This is a genomic window from Erythrobacter sp. JB1-4 (assembly GCF_057365025.1).
In genome coordinates this window covers 3,118,717-3,133,753 of record NZ_CP200292.1, presented here as the reverse complement: position 1 = coordinate 3,133,753, position 15,037 = coordinate 3,118,717, and the positions used below count along the sequence as shown (strand labels likewise).

The window sequence follows — 15,037 nt, the reverse complement described above, 5'->3', positions numbered from 1 at the left end:
AACGGTCAAACGGCCGGGCACCCTCAGACCACGCCTCAAATGCCTTTGGCGATTTGTTCAGCGCGCTTGGTCGCAGCTCTCTCATAGGCTTCGTCGATCTTGATGAGGACCGATTTAAAGCTCAGCGGGGAAAAATAGAGCGGGCATTGCGCCATTTCCCCGTCCACGCGTTTCCATGTGACTGAAATCGCTTGGGTCGGGTCAAAATTGGCCAGCGCCTCAAACAACGCCTCATCCACGCTAAAATCCGATGTGCGGGTGCTGAAACAACTGGGCGGCTGTGGAGCGGGATTGCTGCTGCACCACCCGAGTTCGGATGAAACGGTCAGTGGAACGGCGATGATCTCTTCGCCCTGTTTTATGTACAGCTCAGCAAGCTCGTTATACACGGTGTCCTTTGAACCTGATGTATGTCGGGTGTTGCTGACTATGATCGAATAGTTCTTCGGACCATCCAAGGATTGGCCAATGGCGGCGTAGGTCCGGCCTCTCCCCTCATTCGAAAAGCCCATCAGATCTGCTTTGTACACATTTTCCGATGTGACCCGTGTACCGGTTATCACATTGCGCCTTTTGAGAACGTTCGGGCTCTCACGATTGATGCTCGTACTTACCTTTTTGAGCGCCTTTTTGAGCGTGCGTTTGGGAAACTGTTTGGAGAAGTTCTTTGGAAACTCGCAATTGGCATAGGTCGAATGCGCCGGATCACGCATATCCGTTACCGCATTGGACATTGGCTGTGTCGCCGATGCGGATGCAAATGTGAGTGCCGCGGTGCTCACCACGGTCAAACGTGCCAGTTTCCCTCTCAAGGGATCCGCTCCTACGATCCCATAAGCAACGCGGCTTTTCGCCGCCTATGGGACCGTATACCTTTGATTTTTGGGGCTTGCGAGAAAGAACGCAACTGGGATTACTTGCCCTGCCGCTCCAAGATCGCCTCAATCTCATCCATCACTGCGTCCATCCGGTCTATCACCGCATCATAGGGCGCGCGGGTGGTCATATCGAGGCCGGCGTCCTTCAAAATCTCGGTCGGATAATCTGAACCACCCGCCTTTAGCATGGCGAGATAGGTGTCACGCGCGCTGTCGCCGTTTTCCTTGATCTCATCGACAAAATACGCCGCCCCCGCAATCGAGGTCGCGTATTGGTAGACGTAGAAGTTGTAATAGAAGTGCGGGATATACGCCCATTCAATCGCCTCACGGTCGGTGATTTCCATCACGCCTTCCTCGTGCCCGTGATAGCGCTTGAGGATATCGCCATAAATCTTAGTCATGCGCGCACCGGTGAGAGCCTCCCCGCGCTCAACCGCCTCGTGAACTGCGACCTCAAACTCTGAAAACATCACTTGGCGGAAGAACGTGCCGCGCATTTGCTCAAGAGATTGGCCAAGGTAAAACAGGCGCTCATTATCGTCCTTGGCGTTCTCCAACATGTAATCGGCCAGCATCAACTCTTGCGCAATTGCAGCGATTTCGGTGGTGAAGATCGAGAAATTGGAGAGCTCAAAAGGCTGGTTCTCATTGGTCAGAACCTTGTGCAACGCGTGGCCCCATTCATGGGCATAGGTTGAGGCTGAGTTGTAATCGTCCTGGTGGTTGAGGAGGATCAGCGGGTGCACATCATAGGCACCGCCTGACATGTAAGCGCCTGAACGCTTACCGGCTTGCGGGTACACATGCATCCAGCGCGCTTGGCTCGCTGCATCAAACTTGGCGACAAACTCCTCACCCAGCGGCTCCATTGAGGCGAGCACATGTTCGCGCGTTTCATCAATCGGGAACGTCAGATCGGTTTTGACAAGCGAGGGGTAAATATCGTGATAGCCAAGGTCCTCCACCTCCAGCATCCGTGCCCGCAAAGCGAAATAGCGGTGCAGCACGTCGATGCGGTCATTGGTTGTGTCGACCAGCGTGCGATAGACCTCTTGCGGGACGTTATCGCCTGAAAGGAAGTATGAGAGCGTGTTTTCATATCCGCGCGCTTTCGCAGCGCCCACATTGCCCTGAACTTCGCCGTTGAGCGCTGCACCAAGTGTGCTCTCGTATTTCTTCCATGTGCCCCAGAACGCATCGAAAGTGGCGATCCGATCAGCGCGGTTGGGAGCTTGGCGATACTTTGCATAGCCCGCCGTGCTGATCACAGCTTCGGTGCCATCGCTCAGCGTAATGGTCGGCCACTCAATCTCGGCATTGGCAAGCAGGTCGCGCACGTTTTGCGAGGCACCGATTGCACCGCCCAGAAGGGTTAGCGTCTGCTCTGTTTCAGGGGACAGCACGTGCTTTGACTGGCGCAGGACATCGCGAAGGAAGAAGGCGTGTTTTTCAAGGCCCGGTTCTTCGGCGATAAAGCCCATGAGCTTTTCTTCGCCCATCGCCGCCACTTCGGGCACGAAAAACGCGCTGTTCGCGCCAGCGGCCCGGCCAAGCGCTTGCAACCGGCCGAGCATTTCCTGACCCGCAGGCGCGCCAAGGTCGACGTTGCGTGAGTTGGAGGCATAAACGCCCATGCGCGACAGTTCTTTGCTAAAAGCAGAGCGCAATTCGAGCGCCTCAAGCAGGGTTGCAGAGCTCTCACCAATTCGCCCTTCGTATGGCGCGAGCCCTTCGATATTTGCGCGCAGACGATCAAACTCTGCATCCCAAGCCTCTTTAGTGGGATAGAACGGGGTGAGGTCCCAAGTGTTCGCCTCGTCAACGGCGGCGACTTGGGTTGCGGTATCCTGCGCGTGAACAGGAAAGGCGGCAAGCGCGCTGGAGGCAAGCGCCAAGGCAAGAGTGCGAGTTACAAGATTTGGCATGGTTTGATTGTCCCTGAAAATCTGATCTGTGAGCGCTGGCGCAGCCTATCGCTGCAAGACAATTGCAATTGGTCGAAATTGCAACCCCAATCGATGAACGCGCATGGCTTGGTGGTTTCCTACCCCGGCAAGGCTGGACTATCCAAGGAATATGCAACACACACACTCTCAAACAGCGCCGTTTTCGGGCGAGCGCTGGCACAACAGGTTTTTGGCCCCTGAACAGTGTGCCAAATGTGCCAAACTTCTGGCAAGGCGTTGTTAAACATAAGAAAAACGATATTGAATTGAATTCAATATGATGAGGGAGAGAAACAGCCGATGACCGAAGCCATCTTGGAAGCCGATCTACCGATCATCGATCCCCACCACCACCTGTGGGACTTGCGGCCCATGATGCCGATGTTTCCAGAGCCGCATCACCGCTTTATCGAAACGCTTGTGCCGGTGGCGCATTACACATTCGATCAATTCAACGCCGAAGTCGCGCAAAGCGGCCACAATGTGATCGGCACCGTCTTTATGGAATGCGGGGCGTTCTACAACAACGCTTTGGGCGAGGCGCTGAAACCGGTTGGCGAGGTCGAATATGTGAACGGCGTTGCTGCCCAATCGGCTAGCGGCCTTTACGGTGACACCCGGCTTTGTGCAGGGATAGTGGGACATGCCGACCTTATGCTGGGCGCTGGCGCGGGGGAAGTGCTTGACGCTTTGAAAGCTGCTGCCCCTGCGCGGTTCAAAGGCATTCGGCACCAAGGCGCATGGGATGCCGACGCGCAAGTGCTTGGCCCTCCGTTTCATGCACCCGCAGAGCTTTACCGCGATGCGACCTTCCGCGAGGGGTTTGCCGAGCTTGGCAAACGGGGATTAAGCTTTGACGCGTGGGTTTTGGAGCCGCAAATTGGCGATGTGATCGACTTGGCGCGCACCTTTCCCGATACACCGATCTGCCTCGACCATTGCGGCACTCCGCTGGGCAATGAGAGCTATTCAGGCAGGCTTGAAGAACGCTTTCCCATCTGGCGCGAGGCGATCATGGAGCTTGGGCGGTGCCAGAATGTCATGGTGAAGCTTGGCGGGCTTGCCATGTCCAATTGCAACCTTCCGCCAGAAGGTCCTGCTGCGGGCTGGTCCTCTGAGCGTCTTGCCCCGCTGTGGAAGCCCTATATCGAGACCTGCATTGAGGCCTTCGGCACATCGCGCGCTATGTTTGAGAGCAATTACCCCGTTGACCGTTGGGGCGCGAGCTATCCGGTGCTGTGGAACACCTTTAAGCGGATCACAGCTGATGCCAGCGATGATGAGAAATCCGCGCTATATGCCGGGAACGCGAGCCGGTTCTATGGATTAGAAGACCTGATTGCTTAATTGCAAAAGGCAACTTATCGCTTGCCGGAATTGATTTGGAGAGAAATGCATGTCCCTGCCCGCCCCGTTTGACCGTCTTCGCTTGCCGCTGATCGGTTCACCGCTGTTTATCGTCTCTGGCCCAGAGCTGGTCATTGCGCAGTGTAAGGCAGGAATCATCGGCAGCTTTCCAGCGTTGAATGCGCGGCCACAGACCCTTCTTGATGAATGGCTGCACCAAATCACCGAGGAGCTTGCCAAACACAACCGCGAGAACCCTGATAAGCCCGCGGCACCTTTCGCCGTCAACCAGATCGTCCACAAGTCAAACGATCGCGTGATGGAAGACATGAAAACCTGCGAGAAATGGCAGGTCCCCATGGTGATCACCTCGCTTGGCGCGCGCACGGAAATCTTTGATGCGGTGCGCAACTGGGGCGGCATCACCATGCACGATGTCATCAACAACCGCTTTGCCAATAAGGCGATTGAGAAAGGCGCGGATGGCCTTATCCCGGTGGCAGCCGGTGCTGGTGGCCATGCAGGCACGCAATCACCGTTCGCTCTGGTACGCGAAATTCGTGAGTGGTTTGATGGCCTTATCGCACTTTCCGGCTCTATCGGACACGGTGCCTCGATCCTCTCAGCCCAAGCGGTTGGCGCAGACTTCGGCTATTGCGGAAGCGCCTTTATCGCGACCGAAGAAGCGAACGCTGATCAAGGCTATAAGCAAGGCATCGTCGATGGTTCTGCGGAAGGCATTGTCTATTCGAACCTGTTTACTGGCGTTCATGGCAATTACCTGCGTTCCTCGATTGAGAACGCTGGAATGGACCCGGACAACCTACCAACAAGCGATCCTTCGAAGATGAACTTTGGCTCTGGCGGCAACACGAAGGCCAAGGCGTGGAAAGACATTTGGGGTTCGGGCCAGGGCATCGGCGCGGTTAAATCTGTGGGCACCGTTGAGGACATGGTTGCACGGTTCGAGCGCGAATATCACGAGGCGCGCGGCCGGATGCTTGGCGTGTCTGACTACACCTCATGGAACACTATGGCAGAGGCGGCTGAGTAATCCTCAGGTCGAGGACCAAATCTGCTCGGCCATCGCATCGAGCGTATCGAAGTTAAAGCCGGTGCCAAGCGGGTCCTTGCGGTTGAGCACGAAACCTTTGCGCTCATTGATAAGCCGTATGCGCAGCGCCCTTTGCAGAAGGCGCATACGGCCCAAGGCTTCGGTTTGCGCGGTATCGGCGTCTTTCCTCTGAAGAAGGTCCCAGCGGCTTTCAATCGCCCCCATCCGCTCGATAACAAGCTCGTTGTAAACAGGATGCGGCCCCCGGTGGAGCGGCAGGCCGGTGTAAATCGAGGCTTGCTCAGTCGAGGGAAGAAGCAACCCATTGTAGCGGAAATCGTCAAAGCCGACCCTTACTCTGCCGATGCTTTCAAACATGCGCCGGAAGTAGCGTTTAGCTAACAATTGTTTGGGCAAAAGGTGATGGCGTTGAAGCCCCGGGTCATACAGCGGCGACCCGCGCTTGTTAACAGACTGGAAGGTGATTGTGGTTTGGGTAGGACGAAGGGGCCGCGGACCCTGCACTGTCCCTAGCGATCTTGCACCTGAAATTCCGTGCGCCGTTTCCAGCGCTTTTAACCCAGACAACTGATCCCTCGTCGTCGGCGGTCATTCTCGCCATACTCTTACAAATTTTCCATTGCGAGAGGGGCGCATGACGAGATTTGTACCGTCAGGTGCCACCACCCGCTCGCTCGCTTCTACACCACCGACCAATACTAACTGGTTAATTAACCTTACACCCAATCTTGTCGCGGCCACTTTATCATGCGCAAGCGGGGGTTCGATGCGCACTTCTTGGTCAATCCAAAAGCCAAGCCCTTCGCTTTGCAGTGCGCCATCGGCAGCTTCGCGAAAGGCGGTAAGTCCAAGGGCGGGGAAAGGCCCACCTTCAAGCCAAGCGGTTATGACCGATTCAAAGAATTGATGGCCAATTGCGCTCATGGATGGGGGCCAGATAACCCCTGCAAGCTCGTCAAAATGATCGACAAGATCGCGGGCAAGCCCAAGGAGCGCCTTAGCGACCGGCATCATGCGTTCACCACCTGCAAGGTGATGCCCCGGCGTCAGGTGCAGCACATCGAATGCATCCGCGGTGGGCAATTGGTCGAGGTCAAACCTGTGCCACAGAGGTGGAAATGGTCTTCCCGCGCCAGGCGAAAGTCCGGCAAGTTCAAACGTCATGCCCTCGCGCAGCAACTCAACCCACACCTGATCCTGGCGAATATTGGCCATGGTCTCGCCAGCTTGTTCTAAGCCGCCGTCATCTGCGCTTACGCGGTAATCTGGAGCAATTTCGAGAGGATCATGACTGATTGTGACTTTGGGGTGGCAGGCGGCAAATTCCCTGACTGCGCGCAGATCGGGCCGCTTTCCACGGGCAAAGAGCAAGAAGAGGCCTTGTGGCCCAGAGAGACGATATTCAGTCATAACACGTCCCCCTCTTCGATTTGCACACCGGCGGACAGGTTGCACCGTGCAACTCTATCCATCAGAAATGTAAAAAAGGCAAATTTGTCTTTTATTCCGGGCGGGTAAATCCTTGTAACAGCCCCCATCCATTCTCTCTCAATTGTAAACTAGAATACACCCAGAGCAATGCCTTCAGAAATTGACATCCCCAAATCCATGCAATCTGCTTCGACCTTGGCGGTAATTTCTTTTGTTTTTAAAATGTCTTCAGGCGTCTGTGCGGCAAAGTTAACAATCATCGGATCAGCCACGCGCTTAAGCCGCCAACCGGTCGCGATCCGGTCCAATTGTTTTTGAGCGCCCGCCCCATCAGAACCCGCAGCGATGATCGATGCATACGCCCTGCCCTCGATTTGCCCGAGAACCGGATAATAATTGCGGTCAAACATTTCCTTCATTTCGCCGCTCATGGACGCAAGGTTCTCTGGGCAAACAAACAGATAGGCACACGCTTGGAGAAGGTCCGGCGGGGATACATCGCAGGCCCGCACAAGCACCGCGTTGTCATGGCGCGCGGCGGCTTTTGCCATCTGCTCGCTTGCGCCCGTGCGGCTGTGCCATATGACCAGGAGCGTCCTATCCTCATCCATGCGCGCAACAATCTCAGCAGACTGTCGATTGTCAACGTGCAAAGCCTGTCATCCAAGCCATTGATCGGTTATTTAGAACGCTATGGCTTCTCGCGCTCTTTCTAACGTTCTTGGTGTCTCCCAGTCGCTTGGCGGCCGCTCTTGGTTGTGGCGCGGGGGGACGATGGATTGCGGAGATCAAACCTATGACCTTGGCAGCGACATCCTTGATCAGCTTTTGATGTCGCGCGGCGTGGCACGCGAAGATTTGCCCAAACACACATCACCCACCATGCGCGAATTTCTGCCTAACCCTTCTGAATTTCGCGATATGGACCGCGCAGCCCAACGGATAGCCGATGCCATTGCAGCGAACGAACAGATCACTGTTTATGGCGACTATGACGTCGACGGGGCGACGAGCGCGGCGCTGTTGATTGACCTGTTTCGCAGCCTTGGCGTGGATGCAGGCTATTACATCCCTGATCGCCTGCTTGAAGGATACGGGCCCAGCGGTGAGGCTCTGGTCAAGCTTGCCGAGCAAGGCTCAAGCCTGATTGTGACCGTTGATTGCGGGGCAATGGCACACGAGGCGCTCACCATGGCGCGCGAGGCGGGTGTCGATGTGATTGTGGTTGACCATCACAAATGCTCGCCTGATCTGCCGCCCACCGCTGCATTGGTGAACCCCAACCGCCTTGACGAAAGCGATCTGGCCGCAGCTCATGGACATTTGGCCGCTGTGGGTGTCGCGTTCTTATTGGCCATCGCTTTGGTTCGGACATTGCGCGAGCGCGGATTTTTTGAAGGGCGCAAAGAGCCCGACTTAATGGCCCTGCTTGACCTTGTCGCTTTGGGTACGGTGGCCGATGTGGCCGCGCTCCATGGGCTCAACCGTGCTTTTGTGGCGCAAGGGTTAAAGGTCCTCGCGCGCCGCGACCGGATCGGCATGTCGGCTCTTATCGATGCCAGTCGATTGAAACGCGCACCTATCGCATCAGACCTGGGCTTTGCCTTGGGGCCGCGGATTAACGCAGGGGGCCGGATTGGAGAATCCACGCTGGGCGTAAGGTTGCTGACAACCAATGACCCCGAAGAAGCACGAGAGATCGCTGAGCAACTCTCAGCCCTCAACGAGGAACGCCGGGCTATCGAAGCCGAAGTGCAAGAGGCCGCCGAAGCACAGCTTGATGGTCAGCACAACATGTCTGTCCAAGTGCTTGCAGCAAGTGGTTGGCATCCGGGGGTGATCGGCATTGTCGCTGGGCGGATCAAAGAGAAGACCGGCAAGCCTTCCATCGTGATCGCGTTAGATGGCAATGAGGGCAAAGGCTCTGGCCGTTCTATCAGCGGGGTTGATCTTGGCGCTGCGATCATTGCGGCGCGCGAGGAAGGCTTGCTTGTGGCAGGCGGGGGGCATGCCATGGCCGCAGGGCTCACAATCAAAGAGGGAAAGCTTGCCGCGTTCAGCGAGTTTCTCGATACGCGATTGGCGCGCGATGTTGACCGGGCTCGCCTTTCCCAATCGATGCAGTTGGACCTCTCTTTGACCCCCGGAGGCCTGACAACGCAGTTGGTGTCCACTTTGGAGGCGGCTGGTCCTTACGGCGTTGGTTGGCCCGCGCCGCGCGTTGCTGTGGGCCCGGTGCGCATCGTCAAGGCCGATATTGTGGGGAAAGACCATTTGCGTGTCATCGCTGCGGGCCAAGATGGCAAAAGCTTCAAGGCCATCGCTTTTCGCGCCGCTGAGACCGAAATGGCGCAAACACTTTTGCACCGTAGTGCCTCGCGCCGGTTCCACCTTGCCGGGCGCGTAAAGATCGATGATTGGGGCCCTCGCCCTGCGGCTGAACTTCATTTGGAAGACGCCGCTTTTGCCGATTAAGTTTGCCGATTGTCCCATCGCTCAAACTTTTTTCGCAAAACTTACACCTAGAGGGCTTGACCCTTTGTGACAGCCCCCGTATTGGCGCGCTTCCGAAAGCGAGCGTGGCCCGTTCGTCTAGCGGTTAGGACGCGGCCCTTTCACGGCTGAAACACGGGTTCGATTCCCGTACGGGTCACCACCACCACCTCTCTAGCAAGAGAGGCGCACAATATTCGCAAAGCGGCATTTCCTCACAAATTGTTGTCAGGGTAAAATACCCGTTTGACCTGCGCCAAACGCGCGGTAAATCGCTGCGTATGGATGAAGCTCGCAGATTTCCTCTGATCGCCATTTGGCTTGCGGTCATTACCTGCAGTGCGATCCTGCTGCTTGGCCTTGATCCGTTTCTCATCATCTCGGTGTTGATCGTGTGGATTGGCTCTCTCTTCCTTGTCTCAAGCAAGCCGCCGGCCGCACGCGCAGGCAACAAGCGCGCAGGGCTGAGCCTGTCCTCAATGCGAGAGCTGCTTGAAAACTCTTCAACGCCTGTGATGGTCACAGACCGCAACACAATCGCAATCGCCAATCGCGCTGCTCGCAAACTGCTTGGCACGCATATCGCAGAACAAGATGCCCGCGTGGTCTTCAGACAGCCTGCCGCTGTTGCTTTGTTTGAGAAAGCCAAAGGCGGTCAGGCAACCGTTCGCGGTCTTGTGAGGCGGCAAGATATCTGGCGTATCAACCGGCACGCAATTGATAGCGACCTTGCCGTGGTCGAGCTTATCAATATGAGCGCTGAGGCAGATATTAGCCGCGCGCACACCGATTTTGTCGCCAACGCCAGCCACGAACTGCGCACCCCCCTTGCCTCAATCCTTGGCTATGTCGAAACGTTGAGTGAAAGCGGGGCTGAGTTCGATACGCCAACATCGCAAAAGTTTCTTGGCACAATCGAGCGCGAGGCAAAGCGCATGCAAAGCCTCATCAGCGATCTGATGAGCTTGTCGCGGGTCGAAGCGGAAAAACACGATCTGCCCGAGGCACACCTCGACCTTGCCCCGCTCATCGAACAAGCAGCGCGCGATGCGGCTGGTCCTGACCGCAGCGATAGGCTCGATATTCAGCTGATCGAACGACCCCGGGTGCAAGGGGACCAACAGCAGTTAGAACAAGTGGTTCGCAACCTGGTCGAAAACTCAATGAAATACGGCGCACCCAAAACGCGTGTCCGGGTGCGCCTTGATCATTCTCGCATTGGCGAAGCGCGTGTCACGGTGAGCGATAATGGCGATGGCATCGCGCCCGAGCACGTCCCTCACCTCACGCGGCGTTTTTACCGAACCGATCCAGGCCGAAGCCGCGCCTCTGGCGGTACGGGCCTTGGGCTTGCTATCGTCAAGCATATCGTAGAACGCCACCGCGGACGGCTCGACATCGAAAGCGAGCAAGGCGTGGGCACCAGCGTCATCGTGAGGCTTCCAGCGCTGCCTAACAAAAAGGTTGCGGCGTAGAGTTTTGAAAAGGAGGCCTGTTTCGGCAAGATCGGTACATGGCTGTGAACATCGTCAAATTGCACCGTTTTGTTGTCGCAGCCTTTATAGGTGTGGCGCCGGCCACGGTGTTGGCAAACACTGCGCTTGGTGAACAAAGCGAGGATGACGAGGCTGGCGAGGCTCAAAATCTGGTCATCGAACTGCCAGCCCAAGATAATCCTGCCCAAGACAATGATGTGGCACCGGATGAAGATCGGTGGAGCTTTGATCCGCGCGCCCGTGTGGACCTGGACTTTGGCTATATCAGCGCGCCCAGCTCCACCGGGGCGGACAGCGGGTTTGGGGCTCAAGCGCGCAGATTAAGGCTTGGGGGAAGCGGCAGGCTTGCAGGGGCGTTGGACTATAAAATAGAGGCCAATGTCTCTGGCGAACAAGTCATCGTGATCGACGCCTACGCCTCGCACACAAGCGGCAATTTCAAGTTCACCGGTGGGCTGTTCCGGAACTTCAAAGGCATCGAAGAACTCTCCAGCACCCTCAACACCTCATTTATCGAGCGGGCAAGCTTCACCGATGCTTTCGCCTTTGAACGCCGATTGGGAGCGGCGATTGAGTATGCAAAGGGCCCCTTCCTTGCTCAAGCCGGGGTTTTCTCAGACAATTACGAGGACATTGGAGGCGGAGACAAAAGTTTGGATGGCCGCTTGGTTTTTGCGCCAAAGGCCGGGCCAACACAGCTCCATTTTGGTGGGTCTGTCCATTTCAACGATCTGGGCGATGATCGCCGCCTTCGCTATCGACAGCGGCCACTTGTCAATTGGACGGGCAATCGGTTTCTCGACACCGGGCAATTCTCCGCGACAAGCGAGCTTGGCATTGGGCTTGAGGCGGCTGCAATCGCTGGACCATTCCATGCCACAATCGAGGGGTATTCCCAGAAGGTCAATCGCCCCGGCCCGCTTGGAAATCCCAATTTCCATGGTCTTTCAGCGGAGGTGGGAATGTTCCTCACGAAAGGTGATACGCGCGCCTACAAACGCGGTGTCTTTGGTCCTGTGCGACCCGCACGACCAGTCGGTGGCGGCGGCATTGGCGCGCTTCAGCTTAACGTGCGCTACGATCATCTCGATCTTGCGTCAGATATCATCCAAGGTGGCACACAAGACAGTGTGCAAGCCTCGCTGATCTGGAAAGCCACCAATCATGTTCGATTTCTCGCGAATTATGGCCTTGCAGCTTACCGGGATGCCAATTTCCCGCAGGCTGAAGGCGATGCGTCCTACATCGCCCATGTCATGGCCGTGAGGGGGCAATTTGTCTTTTAACGTGATCTGTTGGCAAAAAGCTGTTCGCATATTGGGTTCGTGAAATCTGTTTCAGGGGAAAACTTCGCGATTGCACATCCAAACTTCTGCCCTTTGAGTCTCCATCCTGTAACATCAATCTCTAAGGGCAATTACCAAGGCTCGGGGAGTGAATCTTTTGTCGTTCAACAAATCAATGGCTGTGCTGGCAGCGTGCTGCATCTCGCTTGGCGCATGCGCTGATGAGCTGGGCACTGTTGAAACGCGCGGGGCTGTTCGCGCGGTTGGTTCCTCGACGGTCTCCCCATTCGCAGAGCGTGTGGCCGAATCCATGGCGCGTTCTTATCCGGAATACCCCTCCCCCATTATCGAGGCCAACGGCTCTGGTGCGGGGATGCAGCTGTTTTGTTCAGGGATGGGCCCCAACACACCTGATACCGCCAATGCCTCGCGCCGGATGAAGGCGTCGGAATACGCCACCTGCATGGAAAACGGCGTCACGGAAATCGTGGAAATTCAGGTCGGGCTCGACGGGATCGCTTTTGCCTCTGCCCAGGGCGGGATTGAGCTCAACCTCACTCAAAAAATCGTTTACGAGGCATTGGCAGCGGCACCTTATGGCGGTGAACAGACGACGCAGACGTGGGCTGATGTGGACCCATCGCTGCCGGATATTCCCATCCTTGTCTATGGTCCGCCCACCACCTCTGGCACGCGCGATGCTCTCAAAGAACTTGTGCTTGAGGCGGGATGTGACACCGATCCGCGCATGAAAGCGCTCAAGAAATCCGACAAGGACCGCCACGCCCAAATCTGCACCGAAGTGCGCGGCGATGGCCTGTTTGTTGAGCAAGGCGAGCAGGACAATCTCATCGTCCAGAAGATTGAGAGCAACGAAAGCGCGGTTGGGGTCTTTGGCTATTCCTACCTCGAAGAGAATGTCGACAAGGTCCAAGGATTGCCCATGAACGGGTTTGATCCCACCTATGACAATATCTCAAGCTTCGACTACCCCGGCGCGCGTCCGCTTTATGTTTACGCCAAAAAAGCGCATGTCGAACAGATCGATGGGCTTGCCGAATACCTACGTGAGTGGACAAAAATGTGGGATCGCGGTGGCCCCTTGGCAAGCATTGGTCTAGTGGCCTCCCCCGATGACGTGAAAGCCCAAAGCTTTGCCGCTGCGACCGAATATACCATCATGGACGGATCGCAGCTCAAGTGATGCCTTTTGAAGAGTTAGGATAAGACGCTGGCCGCTTTGTTTCTCTTGGTCTTGGGCTTGGCTCTTGCTGGCTGGATCGCCGCGCGCAGCCGTGCTTGGGTTTTGCGAGCGGATAATGGCGGGCGCCTTTTAAGCCTGCCCAATTATCACGGCTGGTACGTCGCGCTGTGGATTTTGATCCCGGCAATGCTCTTTGCCTTTGTGTGGTATGAAGCATCACCCTCTTATGTCCTGCAAACGGCCTTGGCCGATCCAGCAGCAAGCGGGCTTCCTGCAATCGAGAGCGAACGGCTCCAGGCGCTAAGAGATGCGCGCGCGGTTGCTTACGGATGGGAAGCGTCGACCGATAACCCTGACGCGCTGCCCATGGTTGCGCCCTATTCCGATGCGGTCTCGCTGTATCGCTGGATTGGGATTGCCATCACTTTGATGATCGCAGGGGCAGCAGGCGCTTATTCCTATTTGCGCATCAAACCCGATTTTGGCGCCCGTTCGCGGGTGGAACGGGTCATTATGGCCGCGCTCATCCTTGCCTCATTGGTAGCAGTGTTCAGCACATTTGGCATTCTGGCGAGCCTCATTTTCGAAACCTTCCGGTTTTTTGAAATGGTCTCACCACTCGACTTTTTGTTCGGCACCTTTTGGTCGCCTGACCCGATGGCAAATGCCGCAAACCCCGATCCATCACGCTACGGCGCGATCCCATTGTTCTGGGGCACGCTTTTGATCGGCGCTATTATCGCCATGATCGTCGCCATTCCTATCGGCATGATGAGCGCGATTTACCTGACGCAATACGCAGACCCGCGCTTGCGGGCAGTCGCAAAGCCTGCGCTCGAAGTGCTCGCCGGTGTGCCAACCGTGGTCTATGGCTATTTCGCAGCGCTCACTATCGCCCCGATGATCCGCGATATCGCCATGTCGGTGGGGATCGCCAACGCCTCTTCCGAAAGCGCGCTTGCCGCAGGGCTTGTGATGGGCGTCATGATTATCCCATTCGTCTCTTCCATGGCCGATGACAGCATCGCCGCTGTGCCCCAAGCGATGCGCGACGGCAGCCTTGCCATGGGTGCAACGACTTCTGAGACAATCAAACAAGTGCTTGTTCCAGCAGCTCTTCCGGGCATTGTTGGCGGCGTCATGCTTGCGATCAGCCGCGCGATCGGTGAGACGATGATCGTTGTGATGGCGGCCTCCACCGCTGCCAATTTGTCCGCCAACCCTCTCGATTCCATGACAACCGTGACGGTCCAGATCGTCGCGATGTTGACGGGCGAAGGCAGTTTCGATCACCCTGCAACCTTGAGCGCTTTTGCTTTGGGCTTTGTTTTGTTCCTAGTGACCCTTGGCTTGAACTTCGTCGCCTTGAGCGTCGTCAAAAGGTATCGCGAAGCTTATGAGTGACGCAGCAACTCTTTCCCCCGGCATTGAGCCGGCAGGCGACAGCCCTGTAAGCGCGCACCGCACGCAGCGGTTCGAAAAGCGCCTGAAGGCTCGCTACGCATCAGAACGGCGGTTCAAGCTGCTGGGCCTTGCAGCGATTTGCGTATCGATCGCAGCGCTCGTCCTGCTGCTTGTCAATATGGCATGGAGCGGCATTGGCGGCTTTCAGCGCACCGAGCTTGCGGTTGAGATAAACTTTGTTGAAAGCGGGCTCACCCTTGCATCACAAAACGCCACTGCAATTGAAACCATGCGCAGCTTGGATGAACAAGGCCTTCGCACCGTCGTTTCTGACGCCGCCCGCGCAAGCCTTGGCGCAGACGGCGCGCGGCAGCTCAATATGGAGAGCTGGCGCGAGGTGGCAGACATGGTCCACGCCAACCCGCAAATCTTGACCCGCAATCAAGTGATTTACTTGCCAGCCTCTGCTGACCT

Annotated in this window: 12 protein-coding genes, 1 tRNA gene and 1 pseudogene; 9 read left to right on the top strand and 5 right to left on the bottom strand. The window is 56.5% G+C overall.

Annotation, left to right across the window (positions count from 1 at the left end; all coding sequences use genetic code 11):
- Positions 1-35: 35 nt before the first annotated feature.
- Positions 36-812 carry a hypothetical protein gene (locus AC0V61_RS14640; RefSeq protein ID WP_486158715.1) on the bottom strand — a complete coding sequence of 259 codons (777 nt, stop codon included), beginning with the start codon at positions 810-812 and terminating at the stop codon, positions 36-38.
- Between the two features lie 101 nt (positions 813-913).
- On the bottom strand, positions 914-2,806 hold the full coding sequence (gene pepF / locus AC0V61_RS14635; protein ID WP_486158713.1) for an oligoendopeptidase F: 1,893 nt from the start codon (positions 2,804-2,806) through the stop codon (positions 914-916).
- A 321-nt stretch (positions 2,807-3,127) separates the two neighbouring features.
- Between pepF and AC0V61_RS14630 the strand changes: the two genes are divergently transcribed.
- Positions 3,128-4,174, top strand: coding sequence for an amidohydrolase family protein (locus AC0V61_RS14630; RefSeq protein WP_486158711.1), 1,047 nt, complete (start codon positions 3,128-3,130; stop codon positions 4,172-4,174).
- Between the two features lie 49 nt (positions 4,175-4,223).
- Entirely contained in the window at positions 4,224-5,228 is a 1,005-nt protein-coding gene (locus AC0V61_RS14625; protein WP_486158709.1) for an NAD(P)H-dependent flavin oxidoreductase, read from the top strand.
- A gap of 3 nt (positions 5,229-5,231) precedes the next feature.
- Here AC0V61_RS14625 and AC0V61_RS14620 read toward each other — a convergent pair whose 3' ends face one another.
- The 3 genes from AC0V61_RS14620 to AC0V61_RS14610 form a co-directional block, all read right to left on the bottom strand.
- Positions 5,232-5,753 carry an AHH domain-containing protein gene (locus AC0V61_RS14620; protein ID WP_486158708.1) on the bottom strand — a complete coding sequence of 174 codons (522 nt, stop codon included), beginning with the start codon at positions 5,751-5,753 and terminating at the stop codon, positions 5,232-5,234.
- A gap of 84 nt (positions 5,754-5,837) precedes the next feature.
- Positions 5,838-6,659, bottom strand: a complete 822-nt coding sequence (locus AC0V61_RS14615) for a hypothetical protein (protein WP_486158706.1) — start codon at positions 6,657-6,659, stop codon at positions 5,838-5,840.
- A gap of 149 nt (positions 6,660-6,808) precedes the next feature.
- Positions 6,809-7,111 (bottom strand): flavodoxin family protein, encoded by a 303-nt coding sequence (locus tag AC0V61_RS14610; RefSeq protein ID WP_486158704.1) that lies wholly within the window; start codon positions 7,109-7,111, stop codon positions 6,809-6,811.
- Between the two features lie 262 nt (positions 7,112-7,373).
- Here AC0V61_RS14610 and recJ point away from each other — a divergent pair, with 262 nt between their 5' ends.
- The 7 genes and pseudogenes from recJ to AC0V61_RS14575 all read left to right on the top strand — a co-directional run.
- On the top strand, positions 7,374-9,155 hold the full coding sequence (gene recJ, locus AC0V61_RS14605) for a single-stranded-DNA-specific exonuclease RecJ (RefSeq protein ID WP_486158702.1): 1,782 nt from the start codon (positions 7,374-7,376) through the stop codon (positions 9,153-9,155).
- Positions 9,156-9,261: 106 nt separating this feature from the next.
- Positions 9,262-9,336, top strand: a tRNA-Glu gene (locus AC0V61_RS14600).
- 118 nt (positions 9,337-9,454) lie between these two features.
- A complete protein-coding gene (locus tag AC0V61_RS14595; RefSeq protein WP_486158700.1) occupies positions 9,455-10,648 on the top strand; it encodes an ATP-binding protein in 1,194 nt (397 codons plus the stop codon).
- Between the two features lie 38 nt (positions 10,649-10,686).
- Positions 10,687-11,955 (top strand): OprO/OprP family phosphate-selective porin, encoded by a 1,269-nt coding sequence (locus AC0V61_RS14590; protein ID WP_486158698.1) that lies wholly within the window; start codon positions 10,687-10,689, stop codon positions 11,953-11,955.
- A 175-nt stretch (positions 11,956-12,130) separates the two neighbouring features.
- The gene (locus AC0V61_RS14585; RefSeq protein WP_486159582.1) at positions 12,131-13,159 is read left to right on the top strand and encodes a substrate-binding domain-containing protein; all 1,029 of its coding nucleotides are present in this window, start codon (positions 12,131-12,133) and stop codon (positions 13,157-13,159) included.
- 27 nt (positions 13,160-13,186) lie between these two features.
- Positions 13,187-14,563 carry a phosphate ABC transporter permease subunit PstC gene (pstC, locus tag AC0V61_RS14580; protein WP_486159580.1) on the top strand — a complete coding sequence of 459 codons (1,377 nt, stop codon included), beginning with the start codon at positions 13,187-13,189 and terminating at the stop codon, positions 14,561-14,563.
- A pseudogene (locus AC0V61_RS14575) lies at positions 14,556-14,999 on the top strand (DUF3333 domain-containing protein); the annotation flags it as partial. The gene pstC and the pseudogene AC0V61_RS14575, both read left to right, overlap by 8 nt.
- Positions 15,000-15,037 lie beyond the last annotated feature (38 nt).